This is a genomic window from Croceitalea sp. MTPC6 (genome assembly GCF_036985525.1).
In the GTDB taxonomy this organism is placed as follows: domain Bacteria; phylum Bacteroidota; class Bacteroidia; order Flavobacteriales; family Flavobacteriaceae; genus Croceitalea.
The window spans coordinates 307,767-331,352 of record NZ_BTGR01000002.1 but is presented as its reverse complement, the minus strand read 5'-3'; the positions used below and the strand labels follow the sequence as shown (position 1 = coordinate 331,352).

The following is a 23,586-nucleotide window of genomic DNA, read 5'->3' as shown; positions in this document are numbered from 1 at the left end:
TATGGCAGGGTATTTGTTAACTTTATTGGTCTATTACGACTTAGTTTGTTCATGAAACGTGTTTTTTACTTTTTGGTTTTCCTTCTCTTTTGCAATGTCTCTATTGCTCAAGGGGACATTCCTACTACTAAACCTTTAAAGATTGGTGCTAAGAACAATTTAGATGTTAAAGCTAGCAACAAGGGTACTGCTTTACGTATGCCATCTGTATTAGATAAAAGTCTTACCTCAAAAAATAATAAGCCAATAATTCAAATGTTACCCACACGAGAATTGGTAAGTGCTGGACATGATTTAGTAATTGATCCTAAAGTTGGGGAACGCGAAAAAAAGGGTTCTAAAGAACATTTTGGAGATCAATACCTGGGTGACGTAAAAACAGGAGCAAAGTTTATTGGCATTGTTTGCAGAGATCACGAATATGTAGACGGTGACCGCGTAAAAATCTATTTAAATGGTGAAGTAGTAGAGCCGAATATTCTACTTTCTGGCTCTTACAAAGGAATAAATATTGATTTAACAAAAGGGTTTAATCGCATAGACTTTGAAGCATTAAATCAAGGATCATCTGGTCCTAATACCGCCCAGGTAATTATCACAGATGATTTGGGCAAAATTATTCACAACAATAAGTGGAACTTATCCACGGGTTCTAAAGCAAGTATGATTGTAGTAAAGGAAGAAGAATAGAATTATTCTCCAGGTCTATAAGTTTTTTTAGCTCGTTTTAAAACATCTTCTCTATAGTAAGACACATCTTTCCAATTTACATCTGCATATTTCTGAATTTGGTCATCAAAATGTGGGGAATCTGGGTCGCCACTTTGTCCGCCTGCTAAAATAGTTTTAGCCTTTACCTTGTGTCCAAATTCTACTGCAGCAACAAAGCTATTCCCTCGAGTGCCATATAATTTCTTAGCTCCTTCTGATGTATATCTGGCACCATAAGCTGCTAGAGCTCCCCATCTTCCTGAAGCAAAACCAATAGGGATACTTGGCTTGCTATCATCAAAATTCTGGCGGATATCTCCACTCAATCGTTGGTAACGATTTACTTCTCCCCAGGGTAGTTCCCATGTTCCAAAATCATTCACCAATTGATCAATTGTTCTTTCAAATATTTTAAGTTGTTCTCCTGGTTGGTTACCCCAAAATTCTAGTCGTTCCATCGCAGATAAACCCTTAGGATATTGACCCTCTCTATAATATCTTGTTCCATAAAAATGCGCCAAAGTCATGGCAACTGACTCTTTTGAGGTTGTATAGTCCCATTTTTTAAGAACTTTAATAGCCTCTCTCAACTTAGGGTTTTTATCGTCATATCTGTTATAGGCTTTTATCAGGCCTGGAATCAAAGTCTCAAAAGCCGGCAGATAAGGGTCGTGGGCCACTTTGATCAAACTATCCAAAGTATAACCATCCCTATCTTTTAATAATTCAATAGCATGCACCCCCCTAAAATTTTCCTGGTCTCTAGACATGTAATAGGGATAATCTTCTTTTTTAGGACTAAACTCTGCTGCTGAAGTATATGGTGTAGAATTACAGTTCTGAATCCAGCCGTTTTCAGGATTTAGTACTAAAATATTTTCATCCACAGTATGCAAACCTTGCCAGTCTGTTTTTGGGTTCCAACCCTCAACAGGTTCTGAATAATCAAAACTCACATCACGTTTTGGAACAAAGTTTCCATGAAAATAAGCAATATTACCTCCAGCATCTGCGTACACCGTATTGTTACTTGAGTTGGTTCTAATGTCCATCATTTCTCGGAAGCCTTTATAACTATCTTGCTTTGTTCTAATAAAAGATTGTTCCAAAGCTTTCACTGGCTCCCATATCATTGCAGATGCCGTCCACCTACCATCAGACACATGGGTAATTGGTCCATGATGTGTTCGGTAAGCTGGGTAGGTTTTCGTTTTTAAGCTATCTCCTTCTTTATATTTTAATGCTATTTCCGAGGTTTCAACTGGTCGTAGTTCTTCCCCATATTGATACATCACATTACCATCTAGACTGGTAATGTTTTCTTTGAATTCATCCATCACATCAGTATAGGTAGAAGTATGCATCCATCCTGTTTTTTCATTAAATCCCTGGTATACGAAAAATTGTCCCCAAGTTACTGCTCCATAGACATTAAGCCCTTCTTCACTAACCGCATGAACCTCTCCTCTAAAGTAAAATGAAGTATGAGGATTTATTAGTAGCATGGCATTCCCAGATTGAGTCAATTTCCCTGAAATAGCAATCCCATTGGAACCTTGAGGTTCGGCCATTTCTTCTTCTTTTTCGATAGCAATTAGTTCTGCTTCAGGAATTTCCATGTCTCCCTCATAAAATGCTTTTATTTTACTTGTTCTAATTCTTTCAATATCACCCCCTATAGAACCTTCACTAAAATACATAGGCATCCAAGGCTCAAAACGAGTCAGTAATTTTGGTTTAACTTTTGGGTGGGTGTGCAGATAATAATTGATGCCATCTGCAAAAGCATTACATAAATCTTTTAACCATTTTGGGCTTTTTTCATAATTGGCTATGGCTTCATCTTTGGTCATAAAAAGTTTAGCCCTCAAGTCACTATATAAGGCATCTTCCCCCTCCACTTCTGCCAAACGTCCTGTTGCCCATATATAATTTTGTTCTACACGATTAAAATCATCTTCACATTGTGCATAAAGCAATCCAAAAACGGCATCGGCATCTGTTTTACCATAAATGTGCGGCACCCCATAGTCATCTCTAATGATTTCTATATTTTGAGCTTGAGCTTCCCAACGTTCAACCTCTGTTTTGGGTTGCGTTTCCGTTTTACAGGAAACTAGTATTAGGCATAGATAAAAGAAGTAAACGTGACGCATAATAAAACTATTTATGCTATGAAAATACAAGAATTAGTTCCTATTTGCTAATTACCAACTTCCACTAGCACCGCCACCTCCAGAACTACCTCCACCACCAGAGAACCCTCCAGAACTACTCCCTGAAGAACTGCAACCAAAAGAGTGAGAACCAGAAGATGAAAAAGTTTTGCGCATATAGCTTTTATTATTCTTTAACCAAGAAATTTTCAACTCCTCTTTTCCAAAAAGGCGTATTTTGATTAATGCTATTAGCATCGTAATTCCGAAAAATGGTAGTAAAAGCCATAATAAATTACTGGGTTTATCCAATAAATAAAAATAGTCTTCTAAATCAAACTCAAAAAAAGAAAAGCCTATCACTAATGGCACTAGTATAAAAATTAGCCCAAAAATCACTGTAATCGAAGCAAAAGGAATCATAAAAAGACCTGGAAGAACACCTAACTTACCAATGAGCATGCCTCTAAATACCTCTATTAAATTTCGGTAAGATTTATAGAAGAAGAAACCTCCAACTCCCATAAAAAGTGATAAAAATCCAATCAAAAAGACTATCCCTAAATTCTTATTTCTATTTTCACTAGCTTCAATTTCGGCTTTAAATTCCTCGAGTGCTTCTGGATTGTTTAAATATAGAATCAGTTCATCAGTAGCTTTATCTATACCATCAAAATAACGTTCCTCCTTGAAATTCGGAATCATAGTGTTGCGTATAATCCTAGAAGCGACCGCATCTGTAATATAGGGTTCTAGGCCATAACCAACTTCAATCCGGACCTCTCTGTCACCACTAGAGAATAAGATTAAAATACCATTGTCCTTATCTTTTTGACCCAAACCATTTTGGTTAAAAGTACCATTTGCGTAGGTTTCAATGGTTTCATAACCCAATTCGCGGATGGTCAATATTACGAGCTGATTTGAAGTTTCAGTCTCAAAATCAGTGAGCTTTGTTTGAAGTTCTCTTAATTGGTTTTGAGTAAACATTCGAGCACTATCGGTAACTATCTCAGATAATTGAGGGTACTTTTCTTGCGCACTGACACAAAATGTGAAAAACAATATTAAAAGAAGAAAAGTCTTTTTAATCCTAGACATACTCTAAAAATACTACTGGCAGTTATGGTATGCCAAATATAGCAGAGTTATTTAAGCAAATCAGCTTAAAACACCACCTTCAAATCTTACATTTTAAAGTAACTTGCAAATCCTTTTTGAAAACATTTTTCATGGCATCTAAAAAAGTAAGCATATTAAAAGCATTTAAGACCATCATATGGCCCAGAAGAAGATTAGTTTTTATTGGGTTACTATTAATCGTCATAAGTAAAGCCGCAAGTTTTGTAGCTCCAGTGTCATTACGCTACTTTTTAGACGATATAGTTCCCAATAAAGATTATGATTTTCTAAAAATTCTGGTAGCTGTAGTTGTACTTTCGTTTTTAGTCCAAGCGGTAATGTCTTTCCTATTGACCAAGGTATTGAGCATCCAGGCGCAATACATGATTTCTGAATTACGAGCACAGGTACAAAAACAAGTACTTTCCTTGCCTATCCGATTTTTTGATAATACGAAGTCAGGCGCATTGGTTTCTAGAATTATGAGCGATGTTGAAGGAGTTCGCAATCTTATTGGAACTGGGTTGGTACAATTGGTAGGCGGAACCATAACCGCAGTTGTTTCCCTTATCTTATTGCTACGCATTAGTCCAGGAATGACGCTATTAACTTTTATCCCTTTAATCCTATTTGCAATCATAGCTCTAAAAGCGTTTAAAATTATACGTCCTGTATTTAGAGATAGAGGCAAGATTAATGCAGAAGTAAAAGGTAGATTGACCGAAACCCTAGGCGGAATTCGAGTCATAAAAGGTTTTAATGCGGAAGCACAGGAGGCAAGAGTTTTTGAAAGCGGTGTGGAAAGACTATACCAGAATGTAAAGAAAAGCTTAACCGCTACAGCAGTTATGACCAGTTCGTCAACTTTTCTTTTAGGATTGGCTACAACCGGGATTATGATGGGTTATGGGGGCTATAAAATGATGCAAGGCGAATTGACCACAGGTGAATACTTTGAGTTTACTTTTCTTTTGGCATTGATGGTAGCTCCAATAGTTCAGATGAGCAATATTGGAAGCCAATTGACCGAAGCTTTAGCTGGCCTTGACCGGACCGAGGAATTGATGAACGAAATCTCTGAAGCCAATGAAAAGGACCGCACTATTCAACTTTCCAAAATTCATGGTGATGTAACATTTAAAGACGTGTCTTTTGCCTATGAAGAAGATAAAGATGTATTGCATGATATTAGTTTTGAGGCAAAATCTGGAGATGTAATTGCATTAGTGGGTAGTTCCGGCTCGGGTAAATCTACCATTGCTGGTTTGGCTGCTAGTTTTCTAAATCCAGATTCTGGTCAAATCACTATTGATGGCAAGGATTTGGCAAAAGTTGATTTAACAAGTTTCCGTCAGTTTTTAGGGGTTGTTTTACAGGATGATTTCCTTTTTGAAGGAACTATTAGAGAAAATATTCTGTTTCCAAGACCTAATGCTTCTGAAACTGAACTTAAAGCTGCCGTTAAAGCCGCTTATGTTGATGAGTTTACTGATAGGTTTGATGATGGCTTAGATACTTTAATAGGTGAACGTGGTGTAAAACTTTCTGGAGGACAACGACAACGTATTGCAATAGCAAGAGCGGTTTTGGCCAATCCTAGAATTTTGATTTTGGATGAGGCCACTTCAAATTTGGACACAGAAAGTGAGGCTTTAATTCAGAAAAGTCTGGCAGAACTCACCAAGGGAAGAACAACATTCGTCATTGCACACCGCTTAAGCACTATCCGAAAGGCAAACCAAATTTTAGTGATTGAAAATGGACGAATTGCAGAGCAGGGCACCCATGATGAATTAATTGCTAGTGAAGGACGATATTATAATCTGTTTACCTATCAGGCGAGGATATAAGCTAGTGTTAGGAAAAAGACTTTCTAAAAACTCTTAAATTAATCGTGCTTTTGAACTCCAATAAGGTTTTTTAAAAAAGTAAACTCCTCTTTGTCAGGTGTGAAAAAAGTGTTTTTTATTACAACCACAGCATCTTTAACAAAATATAGTATCGCTAAAACTCCCGAGAGGTTTGCTATGATTGTCCAAAAATCCATTGCGATAAAAGTATATATAAAATGCTTATTTGCAATGGCATATGCCAGAAGAAAATATTTTTATTTTGAACTGTTTTATTAAAACTATCTGAAGTTAAACTTCTTCCGGAGCTAATTCTACTTCAAGTCCGTCTAAGTCATCTGTCATGTGGATTTGACAACCCAAACGGCTGTTATCCTCTACATTAAAAGCCTCAGAAAGCATAGCTTCTTCATCATCCGATTTTTCTGGAAGTTCATGATCAGATTTTACGTAACATTGACAAGAAGCACACATAGCCATTCCTCCGCAAATACCAATGGTACCTTCGGGAGCTAATTCATAGGAACGGACTACCTCCATCAAATTCATATTCATATCGGTTGGGGCATCAATCTCGTGAGCAACACCTTCTCTATCGGTAATTTTGATTTTTATATCGGACATAGTCCTTTAGTGTATTAGTAGTTAGTGTTCTAGTGAATTAGTTCTACTTCATTGATTTAATAAAAGCAAAAAGCATTTTTGAAACCTCATTAGTTTCGTTGATTAATTTAGCTGAATTCTCTTTACTTAGATAATTTAATCTTTCAGACAAATAAAGCATCGACCTTACTTCACTATTGGAAGCGAGGGAAAAATATAGAAATCTTTTAAAATCTGGATTAGTCTTACGCTCAAAACCTTCAGCAATGTTATTGGAGATAGAAACAGAAGCTCTAGTTATTTGGTCACGGAACCCGAAATCTTTACTATTAGAGAACTGTTTGTAGATTGAAACAGCCAAATCTTGTGATTTTTGCCAAACTTTTAAATCCTCAAAACGTTGTACAGTCATACTAACTCACTATTTAACTAATTCACTTTTAAACTAGTCTATGGACTTAACCACTGCTTTCGGAGCTTCTTTTTTACTACCATCAAACCCAGTTACGCCGCCTACAGTAGTATATTTCATAACATATTTTTTATCTGGAAAGATACGTTGATAAGCACTCTGGCACATCAGTGTAGCTTCATGAAAACCACAAAGAATCAGTTTGAGTTTTCCAGGGTAGGTATTTACATCCCCTATGGCATAAATACCGGGAATATTGGTTTGATAATCTAAAGTATTGTCAACTTTAATGGCGTTTTTTTCAATCTCTAATCCCCAATCAGCTATTGGACCTAACTTTGGAGATAAACCAAAAAGAGGGATAAAATTATCTACTTCAATTTTAATATCTTCTTTTGAGTCTGTCTTTTGAACAGTTACACTTTCTAAGGTTTCAACGCCATGTAACTCCTTAACCTCTGCTGGAGTAATGAGACTTATTTTACCCAAATTTTTAAGTTCTTGAACCTTCTCTACAGAATCTAACGCACCTCTAAACTCGTTTCTTCGATGCACTAAAGTAACCTCAGATGCCATATCTGCTAAGAAAATAGCCCAATCTAAGGCAGAGTCTCCACCACCAGCTATCAACACCCTCTTATCTCGATAAACCTCAGGTTCTTTTATGATGTAAGCAATGCCATTATCCTCATATTTAGACAAATTTTCCAACAAGGGTTTCCTAGGTTCAAAACTTCCTAAACCTCCTGCAATAGCAACAATAGGTGCATTGTGTTTAGTTCCTTTGTTCGTGGTGACTACAAAAGAACCATCATCCAATTTTTCAATAGTATCCGCTCGCTCTCCAAGGGTGAAACCGGGCTGAAACGGCTTTATCTGCTCCATTAAATTATCTACCAATTCACCAGCCATAACCTCTGGGAATCCTGGAATATCGTAAATAGGTTTTTTAGGGTAGATTTCTGAACATTGTCCGCCCGCTTGGGGTAATGCGTCTATTAAATGGCATTTGAGCTTTAAAAGTCCAGCTTCAAAAACGGCAAAAAGCCCAGTGGGACCTGCACCAATTATTAAAATATCTGTCTTAATCATGAAATCGTCTTGGTATTGAACAAAACTAAGTACTGTAGAAGAAAAATAGCAATGACTTTTATCAGGTTAGCTTAGGTTGACAACTTCTTCAATTTGAGGTGCGTATTTTTTAATGGTCATCTCCACACCACTCTTTAAAGTCATTTGATTTACGCTACACCCAATACAGTTGCCCTCTAATTTTACCTTTACAGACTTATCGTCATCAATAGATATTAATGAAATATCACCACCATCGCTCTGTAAAAAAGGACGAATCTCCTCAAGTGCTTTCTCTACATTTATTCTAACTTCTTCTGATGTCATGAGCATTTATTTTTTAACAGCAGAACAACCTGCCATTGTTGTAATTTTGATAGCTTCTGTTGGGGGTAAAGCCGTATTTCTTCTCACCAATTCTTGTACTACGTTCTTAGTTAATTCCTCAAAAGCTTCCTCTGTTGGAGTTGCCGTTTGTAATGCAGCTGGTCTACCTACATCGCCTGCTTCTCGAATACTTTGCACTAATGGAATCTCGCCTAAGAAAGGAACACTTAAATCTTCAGCTAGGTGTTTGGCACCGTCCTTACCAAAGATATGATATTTGTTGTCAGGCAACTCTTCTGGGGTAAAATAGGCCATATTCTCTACAATACCCAAGACTGGGACATTAATGGCTTCTTGCTGGAACATAGCCACTCCCTTTCGGGCATCAGCCAATGCAATCTCTTGTGGCGTACTTACAACCACCGCTCCAGTAACTGGTAATGACTGCATAATGCTTAAATGGATATCCCCTGTTCCTGGAGGCAAATCCAGTAATAAAAAGTCCAGCTCATCCCAATGTGCATCAAAAATCATTTGGTTCAATGCTTTAGAAGCCATAGGTCCACGCCAAATAACTGCTTGATTGGGTTGTGTAAAAAAACCTATTGATAATAATTTAACACCATAGTTCTCTACAGGCTTCATTTTATTCTTACCATCCACATTTATGGAAAGTGGTTTTTCCAAAGCCACATCGAACATAATGGGCATAGAAGGTCCGTATATATCCGTATCTAAAAGCCCTACATTAAACCCCATTTTAGCTAAGGTAACTGCTAAATTTGCTGTAACCGTAGATTTACCCACTCCTCCTTTACCAGAGGCTACTGCAATAATGTTTTGAATGCCAGGAATTGGTTTCCCTTTTATCTCGTTCACTTTAGGTTTCGAAGGAGCATCAACCTTTAAATTGACCTTAATCTTAGCTTTCTCATATACTTTTTCATGGATAATCTTTAAGATTTCCACTTCAGTTTTCTTTTTAGCTTGTAGACTTGGGTTTTTAATAGTAACATCAACCTCTACTTCATCCCCAAAAATTTGCACATTGGTCACAGCACCACTCTCAACCATATTCTGACCTTCTCCAGGAACCGTGATGTTTTCCAATGCTTTTAAAACCGCTTTCTTTTCAATCTTCATACCTCAAATTTGTAGCACAGTCGTTTAAACTGATTCTAAATTACAAAGATACGGCGTAGTGTTTAGATTGTGAAGTAGTTGCATTGGAAATGGAGATGATAAGATAAGTGTGCTTTATCAATAATAAGGTTCCAATTCTTTCCCCGGATCCCAAAAGTGTTTTTGAAAGTTCGTTATTTGGTTATCCACAACTTCGATTCCTTCATTTTCGAGGAGTTGCTGCATAAGATTAGTGCCTTCAAAATGTTGCTTACCAGTAAGTAATCCGACCCTGTTTACGACTCGGTGTGCCGGCACATCCTTAGCCAAAGAATTATTCATTGCCCAACCTACCATCCTAGCACTACGAGCAGCTCCCAAATATTTGGCAATTGCTCCATAAGATGTTACTCGACCGTAAGGAATCTGCTGTGCCACCTCATAAACCTTATCAAAAAAATTCTTTTCTTCCATTTAATGATAAAAAACACGGATTAGGGTAATGGTTAACAAAACCAGCATCAATCCACTTAAAATATAGTTGGATTTTTTAGAGAACTTGCTTGTTTTACGCTCCATTTTATTAAAGTAAAAGACATACAAATACATCACTAGAAAGGTTCCCAAACCGGCTGCTAAAATAAAAATGATCTCATCTACAACCTCATAATTCATAAAACCCTGTCCATGGAACAAAGAGTTAATTCCGCTGTAGTAGGGCACTGTCAATAGATTGATTGCTGCCAGAAACATTCCCTTGGAGAAACTATTTCTTTTTTTACCCTCTTTTAATTCAATTGGCTGAGCTCCTTCTTTTCTTGCTTTGAAAAAGAAAAAAATAGCCAGTATGGCAAATACTACTATTGCAATCTGCATAAGCATTGCCACAACATCTGGGTTTCTAGAAAGGTATTTAGCGATTCTAACAGCTAGGTAAGTCTGCAACATAACCATTGCTGCCACGCCCAAACCAAACATTACCCCATTTGATTTTCCTTTCTCAACACTTGTTTTAGCAGCATTTACGTTCAGCAAACCTGGAGGTGCTGACGCCAAAAAAGCTGCCGAAAAAGTGGCAAAAAACAGAATTATTAGCTGCATAGTTTAGTTGGACATTCGAAATTGAATGTAGGTGATTGGTTTTCCTCTTTCAAGATACTGATTTTCGTAGAATGTCTGAATTTTCAGTACTTCATTTGGGCTTCCCTCATTTTTATAGACATCATGGTTGGCATAAATGATTTCATGCCCCAATCCATGCAATAACCCAAGCGTATACCCATGCATGAACTCACTATCGGTTTTTAAATGCATGATTCCTCCTGGTTTCAAGACTTTTTGATATTTGTTCAAGAAAACTTCATTGGTCATTCTATGCTTGGTACGCTTGTACTTAATTTGAGGGTCTGGAAATGTTATCCATATTTCTGAAACCTCATCTTTAGAAAATAGCTCATCTACCAGTTCTATTTGGGTTCTCACAAAAGCTACATTATCCAAATTTTCTTCTAAAGCTGTCTTGGCCCCTCTCCAAAAACGTGCTCCTTTAATATCAATCCCAATGTAGTTCTTACCAGAATTTAGCTTTGCTAAGCCTACTGTATATTCCCCTTTTCCACAGCCTAGTTCCAAAACTATTGGGTTATCATTTTTAAAAAAAGAGCTCCATTTTCCGCTAAATTCAAATCCATTGACAACTTCTTCTCTGGTAGGCTGAATTACGTTGGGGAATGTCTCGTTCTCGGCAAATCTTTTTAATTTATTCTTACTACCCAAAACAAAAATTTAATGTTTTCACAAAACTAAGGAAAACCAAAACTTATCATGAAGGCGTTCCTTTGTATTTATGACCAATTCAAAAAGAATTTTGGTAGCTCCCTTAAATTGGGGCTTAGGACACGCAACACGATGTATTCCCATTATTAATGCGTTATTGGAAAATGGATATCAACCCTATATCGCTTCGGATGGTGTTGCCCTAGAGCTGTTACAAAAAGAATTTCCGGATATCCCTTCTTTTAAATTATCATCCTACAAAATTAGGTATGCTGAGAAGGGGAAAAATTTTAAGATCAAAATGATTTGGGATTCGCCCAAAGTGCTAAAAGCCATAACCAAAGAGAAAAAAGAGGTGAAAAAATTGGTTAAAGAGCACCAATTGGATGGTATTATCTCTGACAATAGATTGGGAGTATATTCCAAAAAGGTTCCCTGCGTTTTTATAACACACCAATTAAATGTACTATCTGGAAATACAACTTGGTTCAGTTCTAAAATGCACCAAAAAATAATTAAAAAATTTGCTGAATGTTGGGTGCCCGATGTTATGGGAAAACCAAATTTGACCGGAAGGCTAGGCCATTTAAAAAAATCGAAGCTAAATATTAAATATTTAGGACCATTAAGTAGGTTTGAAAGAGACGAGGAAGATATAGTATATGAACTAATGGTATTGTTATCCGGTCCCGAACCTCAACGCACTCTTTTAGAAGAGCACCTTTTAAAAGAGTTGCAATACTTTACAGGCAACATTCTTTTTATAAAAGGGAAAATTCAAAACAAACAGACTAAGGAATATTCAAAACTGAAAAATGGGGCCTTAACAATGGTCAACTTTATGCAGTCCAAAGAACTGGAAAATGCAATTAATTCCAGTAAACTTATTTTATGCCGGTCTGGTTATACAACTGTTATGGATTTAGCAAAATTGGAGAAAAGAGCTTTTTTTATACCAACTCCTGGACAGTACGAACAGGAATATTTAGCCAAAAGATTAGAAAAACAGGGTTTAGCACCTTTTAGTAAGCAAGAAGAATTTACGATAGACAAATTGAATAGCTTAGAGGATTTTAATGGATTAACAAGGTTTGAAAAGTCAGTGGATTACATCGGATTATTTTCTGTTTTCTCCAAAGTAAAGGAGAATTCCGAACCAACGTCAACTTCGCTTTCCACATAGATTTTTTCTCCATGTGCTTCAATAATATGCTTTACAATTGAAAGCCCCAATCCAGAACCTCCAACGTCTCTGTTTCCACTTTTATCCACCCGATAAAAACGTTCAAAAAGTCTTGGTATATGTTCCTTAGCTATTCCTTCACCATTATCAGTTACCCTTACAATTACCTTATTCTTAATCAGGTTCTCAACACTGACTTCAGTAGTTCCGTTTTCATGACCGTACTTAATGGAATTAACCAGAAGGTTTGTTAATACTTGTTGAATCTTTTCTGCATCACCTCTCACATAAATTGGATTGTTATACTCCATGTCAAAGGTTAACTTAATCTGCTTTTTGGCAGCTTTCATTTCCAAAAGCTCAAAGACACTTTTAATCAGCTCAATAATATCAAAATCTTCTTTTTCAAGATTCAAGTCTCCAACTTCCAACTTTGTGATCAAGTCTAGGTCTTTTACAATGTAAATAAGTCGCTCTACCCCTTTGCTTGCCCTCTTTAGATACTTCTCATTTACCTTATTGTCCTTTATAGCGCCATCCAACAAGGTTAGAATATATCCCTGTACAGTAAACAAAGGTGTTTTTAACTCGTGCGAAACGTTACCTAAAAAGTCTTTTCTATATTCCTCCCTTATCTTAAGGGTGTCAATCTCTATTTTTTTGTCTTGTGCAAATTTCCCAATCTCTTCGGTCAATGTCTTCATGTCAGTAGTAATGGGCTTGGAAGAAAAAGAAGTAGACTCTAATAAAGAAACATCATCATATATTTTCTTTACCCGGCGATAGATAAAGCGCTCAACCCTTGCTTGAATTATAATAAATGGCACCAAAAAGGAAAAAGGGAAAAAAATGAGCAATTGCTTCCAATCCAAATGATCGGTTAACCAAAATGTACCTGCAATCAAAGCGGTAAGCAATAATGAAATAAATAAGGATGAACGCAGGGCGAACTTGTATGACTTTTTTAGCTTAATAGCCATTTAACTAATCTAAAGTTTAATAGGTTGTAGGGAAAATTAGGGATTTTTTAGCTAGGTAGAAGGCTTTTAAGGCTGCTGAGCAGCATTATGGAGCAAAAAATAAGATTAATTCGCTACAGAACAAACTTATACCCTACCCCTTTTACGGTTTTAAAATGATGGTCCCCTATTTTTTCTCTCAGTTTTCGAATATGCACGTCAATAGTTCTGCCACCAACAACAACTTCATTTCCCCAAACTTTATCCAAGATAACCTCTCTTTTAAAGACCTTACTGGGTTTGGATGTTAATAAAGATAAAAGCTCAAACTCCTTACGCGGTAAGATAATTTCCTTACCATCATTGACAATTTTATATTCCTCACGATTAATGACAATATTCCCAACTTTCACAATATCTTCTGAATCCCCTTTATCCTCTTTCAGTCTTCTTAATAGCGCCTTTACCTTACTCACCAAAACCTTGGGTTTTATGGGTTTGGTAATATAATCGTCTGCGCCAGCATCAAAACCTGCAACTTGGGAATAATCTTCTCCACGTGCAGTCAAGAAAGTAATGATAGAATTTTCTAGACCAGGAGTACTTCGCATTATCTCGCAGGCTTCGATACCATCCATTTCGGGCATCATAACATCCAAAATAATAAGGTGTGGGTGTTTTTTCTTAGCTTTTGCGACCCCTTCTACTCCATTTTTGGCAGTGTAAACATCATAGCCTTCTGAGGATAAGTTGTAGCTTATAATTTCAAGAATGTCTGGCTCATCATCAACTAGAAGTATCCTAATATCATTGGTTTTCATCTGTTGGCTTTCATTAGTTATCCTCCCAAATGTAAAGATAATACAATTACACTTTTACTACTTAACATTGATTTAATGTGGTAACATTATGATAATATTTTAAAAATAAACTCTTAACCTGTTGCTTACACAGCTTTTACAACCCATGTCTTTCTTTGCCCCGCGTTAAATAACTACTAAGACAATGAAAAACATCCTCGCTTTGTTAGCGTTACTTTGTTCAACAACCATATTTTCTCAGCAAACAGGTAGTATTATTGGAAAACTTACTGATAAGGAACTTAACAACGAACCTTTAGCTTTTGCTAATGTCTTAATAAAGGGTACTACAACGGGAACAACTTCAGACTTTGATGGCTTGTATGAAATATCCAATCTAGAACCCGGTGTTTACACAGTACAATATAGTTACTTAGGGTATGAGACTGTTGAAATACCAAATGTGCAGGTAGTTGCAGATAAGGTTACCACTGTTAATGTCCCCATGAGTGCTTCCCAGGGTTTTGCTTTGGATGAAGTAGTAATTACGACATCAGCAAGAAAAGATTCAGAGATAGCATTGCTTTTAGAGCAGAAAAATGCCGTAATTCTTCAAGAAGCAATCAGTGCCGAAGCACTTACTCTAAAAGGAATTGATGATGCGGCTGGGGCCGTAGCGCAAATTTCAGGGATATCAAAACAACAAGGTTCCAGCAATGTCTATGTAAGAGGCTTAGGGGACCGTTACCAGAACACAACAATGAATGGCCTATCATTACCTTCTAACGATGTCAACAAAAAAAATATAGACCTTGATTTATTTGCTTCTGGAATTATTGAGAATGTTTCTGTACGTAAAGCATTTGCTTCTACACTTTACGGTGACTTTTCAGCAGGAAATGTAAATATTGACTCAAAGGAATATACTGGAGACGGTTACATAGAGATTGCACTGGGGAGCGGTGTTAATAGTAATGCCGCTGGAGAAGATTTTTTAAGAAGTGAAGGACCAAGCAACTTCGGTTTTTACAATAGATATGACAATGACCCTTTTGCAATTGTACTTTCCCATGGTGTTGACCCACAGGAAGCATGGAGTCCAATTAATATTTCTGCTACAATAGAAGGTGGCTATTCTTGGGACTTGAATGACGACTCAAGGCTAAGTTTCTTTGGTGCTGCAAGTTTTGAAAACGGTTATCAAATTTGGGAAGGTCCCGCAAGGGATTTTACCAATGTTCTAAAAGTAGACTTTCCGAACGTAAGGGAATTTGCATATAGTACAACAACAACCGCATTAGGCAGTCTTACTTATAAAATTAACAACGAAAACAGATTAAAGTATACATCTTTATTCATTAATAGTTCTTCAGATGCTGTTGGTTTATATGGCATTAACGGTCAAGGTACAAACCGAGATGCTATTATTGATACGGATCAAGGCTTTTATGTAATGAACGTTCAGTTCAATCAAGACATGATTTTTGTGAACCAGTTAACTGGTCAACATAAGTTTGACGAAAAATGGTCTTTGGACTGGGGTGCAGGTTTTAACAAAGTGTTTTCTGATGAACCGGATAGAAAACGTATCACTTTAGAAAATTACCAACTCTCACTAGATAATGACCCCAATACAAACCCAGTTTTTTATACCAATATACCTTTTGATAATCAACGCTTTTTTCAAAGTATAGAAGACGATGAACTTAATAGCTTTATTAACTTTGGATACCAAGCTTCTGAAAAAGTAAAATGGAATTTTGGATACAATGGTCGAAGAAAAGAACGTAGGTTCAATAGTATCCGTTATGGTTATGAAATTCAGGATAGAGATAATACTCCTGTGACCGATGTAAACAACTTCAACAGTATTTTTAATGTAAACAATATTAATATCCCTTCTGGCAGCGGACTTTATGACTTATTAGTTCTTAATCCAATAAATAATGAAATTGGAAATAGAAACAGGCCTGGACTACCTGAGAACACTTATAAAGGTAATCTTAACGTTCATGCAGCATATGTCACCGCCGAACTTGGGGTGGGGGAAAAATGGACTTTTGTTCCTGGGATAAGAATAGAAACATTTGACCAAAGCGTTGTCTACGATGTAATTAATATTAGCCCAACAGATCCTGGTTTTAGAGATGTTTATGAAAATATATTTCTACCTAGCTTAAATGTAAAATATGCGATTAATGAAGATTCTAATCTTCGTTTTGCGGCAAGTAAGACCGCATCTTTCCCAGAATTTAAAGAAGTAGCCCCTTTTGTATATGAATCAGTAACACAAAGGGTTGGTGGTAATCCAGATTTATTGGGAGGTTTAAATGGTACAGGTGCAACCTATTCGGATGTATACAATTTTGATTTAAAATACGAATGGTTTTTGGAGCGTGGTGAGATTATTTCACTTGCAGCTTTCGCAAAGACTATTAAAGATCCTGTGAATAGAGTTGTTGCTGCAGATGCAACTGGAACGCAACGCTATTTTAGAACAGGTGACCAAGCAGACATTTATGGTGTTGAACTTGAGCTTCGTAAAAACTTGCTTACGGATGCCGATGATAATGCGATTGTATCTGCAGGTTTAAATGCTGCGTACATTAATACTGAGCAAGATTTAAAAGACATTCCTGCAGGAACTGAAAATACTTTTGGCACAACATTCGGTCGTGACTCAGATGAATTAGAAGGGGCCTCTCCCTTTATCGTGAATGCGGATTTGAACTATAGTCCAACCTTTGGCACTTATAAGCCTAAAGCAACTGTTGTCTTTTCCTATTTCTCTGACAGGATTTTTTCTTTAGGTGGAGGAAGTCTTGGAAATATTGTTGAAAGAGCTGTTCCTACTCTAGATTTTGTCTGGAGGAACTCTTTTGGAGAACACTTTGAAGCAAATCTAACTGCAAAGAATATTTTAGATCCAGATATTTCTTTTGTACGTGAAAATACCGGTATCGGAGATATCGTAATTCGAGAGTATAATCTTGGGGTTAACATAGGGCTAACCCTTAAATATAAATTTTAATTATTTTTTTAAACTCAAAACAATGAAAAACAAGTTTTTATTTTTAGGTATAGCCGCTGCTTTATTTATGTCTTGCGAGAGCGATGATACCTCAGACATTGTTATCAATGATAACAGCGTTACCACGACTAACAATACTACTGGTGGTGGTGATCCAGATCCAGGTGCTACCACTGTTAATTTGAGTGGTGTTTACACCCAAGATTTAACTTTAGACCCAGCTAATGAATATATAGTTACAGGTCCTGTTCTTATTGCTGACGGAACTACGTTTACAATTCCTGCTGGAATGACCATCAAAGCGCAACCAGTTGGTGTTAATGCATATATTGCAATACAACAAGGTGCAAGAATCAACGCAGTTGGTACTGCAAGTAATCCAATTGTATTAACTTCAAACGCGGCTACACCGTCTTCTGGTGATTGGGGTGGTTTAGTGCTTTGCGGTAGAGCTCCAATTAATTCCACAGCAGATGGTTCTGAAGATACTGCAACTTCTGAAGTCGGTGGTCTTTCTTATGGAGGGAATGTACCTACAGATAATTCTGGTAATGTAGAATATTTACGTATAGAATATGCAGGAGGTGCTATTGATGGTAATGCCGAGTTAAATGGTTTATCTGTTTACGGTGTGGGTAGTGGAACAACTATAGATTATGTTCAGATATTTGAAGGTTCTGATGATGGTTTTGAGTTCTTTGGTGGAACTGTAAATGCAAGTCACTTAGTTGTTGTAAACTCTGAAGATGATTCTATTGACTGGACAGAAGGTTTTACTGGAACTCTAACTGATGTTTATGTTCAGCACGGAGCTTCTCATGACAAAGCTTTTGAATGTGACGGTTATAATACAGATTTTAGTAATGAAGGTGGTTACTTTTCTGCTCCTAATGTTACTAACGTAACTGTAATAGGTGCTAATGACGGAAGTGAAGCTATAAGATTACGTGCTGGAACTCAAGGTATCTTTACCAATGTAGTACTTACAGATTTTGATGAAGGATTTGATCTAGATGGTGATGCTGGAGACAACCCTACAGGTCAAGGGGTATTAGATGATTTGTTAAATATTGTAGATGTTACTTTCAATAACGTAACTACTACGCTAAAGAATGACACTGGTTTCACCTTTGCCGAAGCGGATGTTATTACTGGTGTAGGGAATGGAACAGGAACAGATATTGCTACTTGGGGAGCAGGCTGGACCGTAGGTATAAACTAAGAATTAGGCATTTTCTTATTAAAAAGCCCCGTTTTCCGGGGCTTTTTTGTGCAGTTCATCGAAAAATGTGGGATTTATCTTTATCTAACGGGTAGTTCCTTCTTCAAATTTTTATATTTGTGGCATACCCTTTGTAACCAATACTTTATATGAAGCAACTCTACTTAGTTCTCTTCTTTTTGGTTTGTTCGTTTGGTTTTTCCCAAAACCAGACCAAGGGTGATATTGAAGGATTTAAACTTTATCCTAATCCTGTTACCAACGGTAAAATATTTATCAGTACTGCCCAAAATGCTCCAAAACAAATTCATGTTTTTGATGTTTTGGGAACCAAGGTATTGGAAACCACTATTCTTGGTAAGGAATTAAACCTCTCTAATCTCGACAAAGGGGTCTATATCTTGCGTGTTTTGGAAAAAGATAAGATGGCTACAAGAAAACTTGTCATCAAATAGTTACAAAACCACTCCCTTAATACTTTATTTTACCGATGATTTTTGCACTTCATCGTGCTGACCACCAAAGCATTTCATTTCACAACATAAAATAGTGCAACATGCTGTCTTTGAGTAATTTTACTTCAGTTATCCCAAATCTTGAACATGAAGAAAATCTACTTTATTGCATTATTGGTTTTACCACTGCTATCCTATGGACAAGAACTGGTAACCGTGAACGACGCAAAACAAAAAGAAGTAAAAGGTTTTAAAATGTACCCTAACCCCGCTTATGGGGAAGAAGTGTATATAACCACGACCTCTAACGGAAACAAGAGCATTAAGATTTATGATGTTTTTGGTGAAATTGTGCTGGTTGATAAAATAAGTACGAACACATTGGACATTTCTAGACTTGTTCCAGGTGTCTATGTTTTACAAGTAACTGAAGATAAAAAAACCATGACGAGAAAGCTCGTTGTAAAATAACAGCCTTACTAATCAAACTTAAAGCCCCTTTCTTCATTGGAAGGGGCTTTTTATTTGGCTAATTTTGCCAAGTACATGAAACCAAGTATTGATTCTATTTTTTTAATTAAAAACGCTGGCGATTTTGACTTGTTGGCGTATGAAGTATTCAAATTTCAATACCGAAACAACACCGTTTATCAAACTTTTTGTAATCACCTTAACAAAACTCCTCAGTACGTAAAGGAAGTTTCCAACATACCATTTCTTCCCATTGAATTTTTTAAATCCAAAAAAATTGTTTCGTCTACCGATGCACCAAAAATTGTTTTCGAAAGTAGTGGAACTACTGGAACAGCTACCAGCAAACACCAAGTGACTGATATTAACATTTATGAAAAAAGCTATTTAAAGGGATTCCAACATTTTTATGGGCCAATTGAAGATTATTGTGTTCTTGCACTTTTGCCTTCCTATCTAGAACGCGAAGGCTCGTCCCTCATCTATATGGTAGATGACTTGATTTCAAAATCCAATCATACAGACAGTGGGTTTTATTTGCATGATGTACGAGCATTAAAAGAAAAGTTGAACCAATTAGAAAGCGCCGGTACTAAAACCCTCCTCATTGGAGTTTCTTTTGCACTATTGGATTTGGTAGAACAATTTCAATTTAGTCTTAACAATACTATTGTTATGGAAACTGGCGGAATGAAAGGTAGACGTAAAGAACTTATAAGAAGTGAACTCCATGAGATTCTAAAAAAAGGCTTTGGGGTAGCGTACATACATTCTGAATATGGGATGACAGAACTATTGTCCCAAGCGTATTCTATGGGAAATGGAACTTTTAACTGTCCTCCATGGATGAAAATAGTAACTAGAGATACCGAAAACCCTTTGGAAATTCAAAAAGTAGAAAAAACAGGAGGGATAAATATTATTGATTTGGCCAATATCAACTCTTGTTCTTTTATTGCAACCCAAGATTTAGGAAAAACTTATTCAGATGGCAGTTTTGAAGTTTTAGGCAGATTTGACCATTCTGATATCAGAGGCTGTAATTTGATGGCTTTATAAATTATTAATCTCTATTAGCTCCTTACAAAGGAATACGTAACCTCATCATCTGCAATGCCAGGTTCATCAACAAATATCAATTGCAGAGTATTATCATTTATTTCAAAAATAAATGATTGGTCATTTTCAAATATGATTTGATTATCGTTCCCAGAATAAGAATAAGTGCCATCTTCTCTAAAATAAGTATAACTTCCATTGTTGGAAACTATCACTTCATTGCTTGTAGAAACAAAAGTTAGTTGGGTTAGATTAAATTCTGGTGGGTCTGGAAAACCACAAAAGCATATAACATTGGTAAGTGTCCATTGGCCATTTAACGAACCATCTTCAACCTCGTCATCATTGTTAGAACATGAGGCAAAACCAATTAGCAAGAATAATATCAGTACTTTTTTCATTTGTCTAACTTTATAGTTAGATACTATCTATAAGAAAACGTTGCTTTCTATTTTACCACTAAAACAAAATAGTTCTTTTTACCTCGCTGTAACAACACGAACTTATCATTGATCAAATCAGATTTCGTAATCAGGTAATCTTCTTTAACCTTTTCTTTATTTACCGAGATAGAGTTTTGTTTTAGTTCCCTACGTGCTTCCCCATTGGATTTTAAGAAGTTTGTTTTTGCCGCTAGTGCTGCAATCATATCAAGTCCTGAATCCAGTTCAGATTTATCAACTTCGGCCTGTGGTACTCCATCAAAAACATCTAAAAAAGTCTTTTCATCCAATTGTTTTAAATCTTCAGAAGTAGATTTCCCAAATAAAATATTACTTGCTTTGACTGCATTATCCAAATCTTTTTGCGAGTGTACCATTCTGGTAACTTCTTCGGCCAATTTCTTTTGCAAGCTTCTTAAGTGGGGTTCTTCTTGATGGCTTGAAACCAAATCAGTTAATTCTTCTTTAGACAAGAATGTGAAAATCTTAATGTATTTCTCCGCATCCTCATCTGAAGTATTCAACCAATATTGATAAAACTTATAAGGAGAGGTACGGTTTGCATCCAACCAAATATTACCTCCTTCAGTTTTTCCAAACTTAGTACCATCTGCTTTAGTAATTAATGGGCAAGTAAGGGCGTAACCTTTTCCTCCGTCTATCCTTCTTATTAGTTCTGTTCCAGTGGTAATATTTCCCCATTGGTCACTACCACCCATCTGGAGCGTACAGTTATGCGTTCTAAAAAGATGTAAAAAGTCATATCCCTGAACCAGTTGATAGGTAAATTCAGTAAAGGACATTCCTTCTTTTGCATCTGAAGAGAGTCTCTTTTTTACAGAATCCTTGGACATCATATAATTAACAGTAATATGTTTTCCCACATCACGAATGAACTCCAAAAAGGAAAAATCCTTCATCCAATCATAATTATTGACCAAAATAGCCGCATTGTCAGCATCACTATCAAAATCTAAAAAACGGGACAATTGCTCTTTTAAAGCATCTTCATTATGTCTTAAGGTCTTTTCGTCCAACAAATTACGTTCTGCAGACTTTCCAGAAGGGTCACCTATCATACCTGTTGCTCCGCCCACTAATGCAAAAGGCTTATGTCCAGCCAATTGAAAATGACGCAACATCATTACACCAACTAAATGACCAATGTGCAATGAATCTGCTGTTGGATCTATTCCCACATAAGCGGCCTGCATCCCAGACATTAAATGTTTGTCGGTCCCTGGCATAACATCGTGCACCATTCCCCTCCATGTTAATTCTTCAACAAAATCCTTGATCATTTTACTTTTAGCTTTTCAATAGCTACAAATATAGAATGTTGTGCGTTCTTAGCTAATAAAATTAGTTGCAAATAGGTACTTTTGAGTATGATTTTAGTTACTGGAGGGACTGGTTTAGTAGGTTCACACTTATTGTATAGCTTAGCGAAGAAGGGCAATAAAATTCGAGCTACTTATCGTAATGAAGACAAGATTCAACTGACCAAAAAAGTCTTTGGCTATTATACCGATGAACCAGAAAACCTTTTAAAAACTATCGAATGGGTTAAATGTGATATAAATGATATTCCCATATTAGAAATTGTATTTGATGGTGTTAACCATGTTTATCATTGTGCTGCACTAATTTCTTTTGACCCAAAGGACAGAAAGAAACTGTTTAAAGTCAATGCACAAGGGACTTGCAATATCGTTAATCTTTGTATAGCACATAACGTTCAAAAGCTGTGCTATGTAAGTTCCATTGCCACTATTGGAAACCCAATTGACAAGAAACCTGCGGATGAAACCACAGAATTTAACGAAGCTACCGCAAATGTCTATGCCCTTTCAAAACACCAAGCTGAAATGGAGGTTTGGCGAGGTTCCCAAGAAGGAGTAAAAGCAATTATAGTAAATCCAGGGGTCATTCTAGGGCCAGGATTTTGGAGCAATGGAAGCGGCTCATTGTTTAAAAAAATTTACAAGGGATTGCGTTTTTATACCCAAGGAAAAACTGGGTTTGTAGCTGTAACAGATGTAGTTGATGCTATGCTAGACTTGATGAATTCTAATTTTATAAATCAACGCTATATCCTCGTTTCAAAAAATCTATCCTATCAAGAAGCCATCATAGAGATCGCCAATTCTTTAGATAAAAAGCCCCCTAAGCGCTTATTAAAAAAATGGCAACTGGATATTCTTTGGAGATTGGATTGGTTAAAATCCCTACTTACAGGCATGCCAAGGGGGTTATCCAAAAAAATGGCGGAATCCTTAAATCTTTCTTCTAATTACAATAGCAAAAAAATTAAAAAAGATATTGGATTTGAGTTTCATGATTTAGACAAAACCATCAAGTTTTGTGGAACTACTTTTTTGGAAGAGAATCATTGATTGGAAGCTTAATTTTATTGTTCAAACTATCCCTTCGTTTTTTAGAAGCATTACTGATACTATCATTTTTACGCTTCTTTTCATCTTCTAAAAACTTAACCTCACTCTCCAATCTGGCCTCTACGGATTCATATATATTTTGATATTCCAAAGGAATGGAAGCATAATACAAATCACTCTCAGCAAATTGAGTGCTATCAATACCATGCTTTTCAAAAATAAATGGCATTACCTCAATACTATTTTTTTTTAGGATAGTGGGATTGGTTCCTTTGGTACTATTTAAAATGGCCAAATCATATAAGATAGCAGCCATTTTTTCTTTTGAGACTAAATTTTCAGGCGGTTCAATTACCTTTTCTCCACATGAGGCTAACAACAAAAAAAGACATAAAAAAGTAATCGCCAAACGCATGG

The 23,586-nt window shown here is 36.4% G+C and carries 24 protein-coding genes; 9 read left to right on the top strand and 15 right to left on the bottom strand.

The features are described 5' to 3' along the window. The first annotated feature begins 51 nt into the window (after positions 1–51). Positions 52–690 carry a hypothetical protein gene (locus AACP56_RS05970; RefSeq protein WP_339336837.1) on the top strand — a complete coding sequence of 213 codons (639 nt, stop codon included), beginning with the start codon at positions 52–54 and terminating at the stop codon, positions 688–690. A 2-nt stretch (positions 691–692) separates the two neighbouring features. Here the strand turns inward: AACP56_RS05970 and AACP56_RS05965 are convergent, their stop codons facing one another. Continuing rightward, the gene (locus AACP56_RS05965; protein WP_339336835.1) at positions 693–2,867 is read right to left on the bottom strand and encodes an acylase; all 2,175 of its coding nucleotides are present in this window, start codon (positions 2,865–2,867) and stop codon (positions 693–695) included. Between the two features lie 51 nt (positions 2,868–2,918). Beyond that, positions 2,919–3,968 carry a TPM domain-containing protein gene (locus AACP56_RS05960; protein ID WP_339336833.1) on the bottom strand — a complete coding sequence of 350 codons (1,050 nt, stop codon included), beginning with the start codon at positions 3,966–3,968 and terminating at the stop codon, positions 2,919–2,921. 131 nt (positions 3,969–4,099) lie between these two features. Here AACP56_RS05960 and AACP56_RS05955 point away from each other — a divergent pair, with 131 nt between their 5' ends. Further along, positions 4,100–5,839: an ABC transporter ATP-binding protein gene (locus AACP56_RS05955; protein ID WP_339336831.1), complete on the top strand. Its 1,740-nt coding sequence runs from the start codon at positions 4,100–4,102 to the stop codon at positions 5,837–5,839. A gap of 291 nt (positions 5,840–6,130) precedes the next feature. Here AACP56_RS05955 and AACP56_RS05950 read toward each other — a convergent pair whose 3' ends face one another. The 8 genes from AACP56_RS05950 to trmB form a co-directional block, all read right to left on the bottom strand. After that, positions 6,131–6,463, bottom strand: a complete 333-nt coding sequence (locus tag AACP56_RS05950) for a ferredoxin (protein ID WP_339336829.1) — start codon at positions 6,461–6,463, stop codon at positions 6,131–6,133. A gap of 43 nt (positions 6,464–6,506) precedes the next feature. Beyond that, the gene (locus tag AACP56_RS05945; RefSeq protein ID WP_339336827.1) at positions 6,507–6,854 is read right to left on the bottom strand and encodes a four helix bundle protein; all 348 of its coding nucleotides are present in this window, start codon (positions 6,852–6,854) and stop codon (positions 6,507–6,509) included. 33 nt (positions 6,855–6,887) lie between these two features. Then, positions 6,888–7,946, bottom strand: a complete 1,059-nt coding sequence (locus AACP56_RS05940) for an NAD(P)/FAD-dependent oxidoreductase (RefSeq protein ID WP_339336825.1) — start codon at positions 7,944–7,946, stop codon at positions 6,888–6,890. Between the two features lie 66 nt (positions 7,947–8,012). Beyond that, positions 8,013–8,252, bottom strand: coding sequence for a NifU family protein (locus tag AACP56_RS05935; RefSeq protein ID WP_339336822.1), 240 nt, complete (start codon positions 8,250–8,252; stop codon positions 8,013–8,015). A gap of 6 nt (positions 8,253–8,258) precedes the next feature. After that, positions 8,259–9,395 (bottom strand): Mrp/NBP35 family ATP-binding protein, encoded by a 1,137-nt coding sequence (locus AACP56_RS05930; protein WP_339336820.1) that lies wholly within the window; start codon positions 9,393–9,395, stop codon positions 8,259–8,261. Positions 9,396–9,512: 117 nt separating this feature from the next. Then, complete coding sequence (locus tag AACP56_RS05925) at positions 9,513–9,848, bottom strand: MGMT family protein (RefSeq protein WP_339336818.1); 336 nt, start codon at positions 9,846–9,848, stop codon at positions 9,513–9,515. Then, positions 9,849–10,475, bottom strand: coding sequence for a LysE family transporter (locus AACP56_RS05920; RefSeq protein ID WP_339336816.1), 627 nt, complete (start codon positions 10,473–10,475; stop codon positions 9,849–9,851). A gap of 3 nt (positions 10,476–10,478) precedes the next feature. Further along, complete coding sequence (gene trmB, locus AACP56_RS05915; RefSeq protein WP_339336813.1) at positions 10,479–11,150, bottom strand: tRNA (guanosine(46)-N7)-methyltransferase TrmB; 672 nt, start codon at positions 11,148–11,150, stop codon at positions 10,479–10,481. A 70-nt stretch (positions 11,151–11,220) separates the two neighbouring features. Between trmB and AACP56_RS05910 the strand changes: the two genes are divergently transcribed. After that, a complete protein-coding gene (locus AACP56_RS05910; RefSeq protein WP_339336811.1) occupies positions 11,221–12,333 on the top strand; it encodes a glycosyltransferase in 1,113 nt (370 codons plus the stop codon). On the opposite strand, the gene AACP56_RS05905 is transcribed toward AACP56_RS05910, so the two are convergent. Together AACP56_RS05905 and AACP56_RS05900 are read right to left on the bottom strand one after the other, a co-directional pair. Beyond that, positions 12,258–13,313, bottom strand: coding sequence for a sensor histidine kinase (locus AACP56_RS05905; protein ID WP_339336808.1), 1,056 nt, complete (start codon positions 13,311–13,313; stop codon positions 12,258–12,260). The two genes, AACP56_RS05910 and AACP56_RS05905, sit on opposite strands and share 76 nt — an antisense overlap. Positions 13,314–13,426: 113 nt before the next feature. Beyond that, a complete protein-coding gene (locus tag AACP56_RS05900; protein ID WP_339336806.1) occupies positions 13,427–14,113 on the bottom strand; it encodes a response regulator transcription factor in 687 nt (228 codons plus the stop codon). A 184-nt stretch (positions 14,114–14,297) separates the two neighbouring features. Between AACP56_RS05900 and AACP56_RS05895 the strand changes: the two genes are divergently transcribed. The 5 genes from AACP56_RS05895 to AACP56_RS05875 all read left to right on the top strand — a co-directional run bounded on the left by AACP56_RS05895 (position 14,298) and on the right by AACP56_RS05875 (position 20,330). Further along, the gene (locus tag AACP56_RS05895; protein ID WP_339336804.1) at positions 14,298–17,123 is read left to right on the top strand and encodes a TonB-dependent receptor; all 2,826 of its coding nucleotides are present in this window, start codon (positions 14,298–14,300) and stop codon (positions 17,121–17,123) included. A gap of 22 nt (positions 17,124–17,145) precedes the next feature. Further along, positions 17,146–18,345: a multidrug transporter gene (locus tag AACP56_RS05890; RefSeq protein ID WP_339336802.1), complete on the top strand. Its 1,200-nt coding sequence runs from the start codon at positions 17,146–17,148 to the stop codon at positions 18,343–18,345. Between the two features lie 149 nt (positions 18,346–18,494). After that, on the top strand, positions 18,495–18,800 hold the full coding sequence (locus tag AACP56_RS05885) for a T9SS type A sorting domain-containing protein (RefSeq protein WP_339336800.1): 306 nt from the start codon (positions 18,495–18,497) through the stop codon (positions 18,798–18,800). 147 nt (positions 18,801–18,947) lie between these two features. Then, complete coding sequence (locus AACP56_RS05880) at positions 18,948–19,271, top strand: T9SS type A sorting domain-containing protein (RefSeq protein ID WP_339336798.1); 324 nt, start codon at positions 18,948–18,950, stop codon at positions 19,269–19,271. 75 nt (positions 19,272–19,346) lie between these two features. Further along, entirely contained in the window at positions 19,347–20,330 is a 984-nt protein-coding gene (locus AACP56_RS05875; RefSeq protein WP_339336796.1) for a LuxE/PaaK family acyltransferase, read from the top strand. A gap of 14 nt (positions 20,331–20,344) precedes the next feature. On the opposite strand, the gene AACP56_RS05870 is transcribed toward AACP56_RS05875, so the two are convergent. Both AACP56_RS05870 and tyrS read right to left on the bottom strand, forming a co-directional pair. Further along, positions 20,345–20,731, bottom strand: a complete 387-nt coding sequence (locus AACP56_RS05870) for a lipocalin family protein (RefSeq protein ID WP_339336794.1) — start codon at positions 20,729–20,731, stop codon at positions 20,345–20,347. Positions 20,732–20,778: 47 nt separating this feature from the next. Next, positions 20,779–22,074, bottom strand: coding sequence for a tyrosine--tRNA ligase (gene tyrS, locus AACP56_RS05865; protein ID WP_339336792.1), 1,296 nt, complete (start codon positions 22,072–22,074; stop codon positions 20,779–20,781). 87 nt (positions 22,075–22,161) lie between these two features. Between tyrS and AACP56_RS05860 the strand changes: the two genes are divergently transcribed. Then, positions 22,162–23,169 carry an NAD-dependent epimerase/dehydratase family protein gene (locus AACP56_RS05860; protein WP_339336790.1) on the top strand — a complete coding sequence of 336 codons (1,008 nt, stop codon included), beginning with the start codon at positions 22,162–22,164 and terminating at the stop codon, positions 23,167–23,169. On the opposite strand, the gene AACP56_RS05855 is transcribed toward AACP56_RS05860, so the two are convergent. Next, positions 23,144–23,584 (bottom strand): DUF4296 domain-containing protein, encoded by a 441-nt coding sequence (locus AACP56_RS05855; RefSeq protein ID WP_339336788.1) that lies wholly within the window; start codon positions 23,582–23,584, stop codon positions 23,144–23,146. The genes AACP56_RS05860 and AACP56_RS05855 overlap by 26 nt on opposite strands. Positions 23,585–23,586: the final 2 nt, after the last annotated feature.

Bases quoted from the DNA above. Each gene is read 5' to 3' on its own strand.
- tyrS (WP_339336792.1), bottom strand. From the start codon at position 22,074: ATGATCAAGGATTTTGTTGAAGAATTAACATGGAGGGGAATGGTGCAC.
- AACP56_RS05930 (WP_339336820.1), bottom strand. From the start codon at position 9,395: ATGAAGATTGAAAAGAAAGCGGTTTTAAAAGCATTGGAAAACATCACG.
- AACP56_RS05910 (WP_339336811.1), top strand. From the start codon at position 11,221: ATGACCAATTCAAAAAGAATTTTGGTAGCTCCCTTAAATTGGGGCTTA.
- AACP56_RS05860 (WP_339336790.1), top strand. From the start codon at position 22,162: ATGATTTTAGTTACTGGAGGGACTGGTTTAGTAGGTTCACACTTATTG.
- AACP56_RS05960 (WP_339336833.1), bottom strand. From the start codon at position 3,968: ATGTCTAGGATTAAAAAGACTTTTCTTCTTTTAATATTGTTTTTCACA.
- AACP56_RS05900 (WP_339336806.1), bottom strand. From the start codon at position 14,113: ATGAAAACCAATGATATTAGGATACTTCTAGTTGATGATGAGCCAGAC.
- AACP56_RS05950 (WP_339336829.1), bottom strand. From the start codon at position 6,463: ATGTCCGATATAAAAATCAAAATTACCGATAGAGAAGGTGTTGCTCAC.
- AACP56_RS05965 (WP_339336835.1), bottom strand. From the start codon at position 2,867: ATGCGTCACGTTTACTTCTTTTATCTATGCCTAATACTAGTTTCCTGT.
- AACP56_RS05890 (WP_339336802.1), top strand. From the start codon at position 17,146: ATGAAAAACAAGTTTTTATTTTTAGGTATAGCCGCTGCTTTATTTATG.
- AACP56_RS05955 (WP_339336831.1), top strand. From the start codon at position 4,100: ATGGCATCTAAAAAAGTAAGCATATTAAAAGCATTTAAGACCATCATA.
- AACP56_RS05885 (WP_339336800.1), top strand. From the start codon at position 18,495: ATGAAGCAACTCTACTTAGTTCTCTTCTTTTTGGTTTGTTCGTTTGGT.
- AACP56_RS05940 (WP_339336825.1), bottom strand. From the start codon at position 7,946: ATGATTAAGACAGATATTTTAATAATTGGTGCAGGTCCCACTGGGCTT.
- AACP56_RS05920 (WP_339336816.1), bottom strand. From the start codon at position 10,475: ATGCAGCTAATAATTCTGTTTTTTGCCACTTTTTCGGCAGCTTTTTTG.
- AACP56_RS05875 (WP_339336796.1), top strand. From the start codon at position 19,347: ATGAAACCAAGTATTGATTCTATTTTTTTAATTAAAAACGCTGGCGAT.
- AACP56_RS05880 (WP_339336798.1), top strand. From the start codon at position 18,948: ATGAAGAAAATCTACTTTATTGCATTATTGGTTTTACCACTGCTATCC.
- AACP56_RS05945 (WP_339336827.1), bottom strand. From the start codon at position 6,854: ATGACTGTACAACGTTTTGAGGATTTAAAAGTTTGGCAAAAATCACAA.
- AACP56_RS05905 (WP_339336808.1), bottom strand. From the start codon at position 13,313: ATGGCTATTAAGCTAAAAAAGTCATACAAGTTCGCCCTGCGTTCATCC.
- AACP56_RS05855 (WP_339336788.1), bottom strand. From the start codon at position 23,584: ATGCGTTTGGCGATTACTTTTTTATGTCTTTTTTTGTTGTTAGCCTCA.
- AACP56_RS05970 (WP_339336837.1), top strand. From the start codon at position 52: ATGAAACGTGTTTTTTACTTTTTGGTTTTCCTTCTCTTTTGCAATGTC.
- AACP56_RS05870 (WP_339336794.1), bottom strand. From the start codon at position 20,731: ATGAAAAAAGTACTGATATTATTCTTGCTAATTGGTTTTGCCTCATGT.
- AACP56_RS05925 (WP_339336818.1), bottom strand. From the start codon at position 9,848: ATGGAAGAAAAGAATTTTTTTGATAAGGTTTATGAGGTGGCACAGCAG.
- AACP56_RS05935 (WP_339336822.1), bottom strand. From the start codon at position 8,252: ATGACATCAGAAGAAGTTAGAATAAATGTAGAGAAAGCACTTGAGGAG.
- AACP56_RS05895 (WP_339336804.1), top strand. From the start codon at position 14,298: ATGAAAAACATCCTCGCTTTGTTAGCGTTACTTTGTTCAACAACCATA.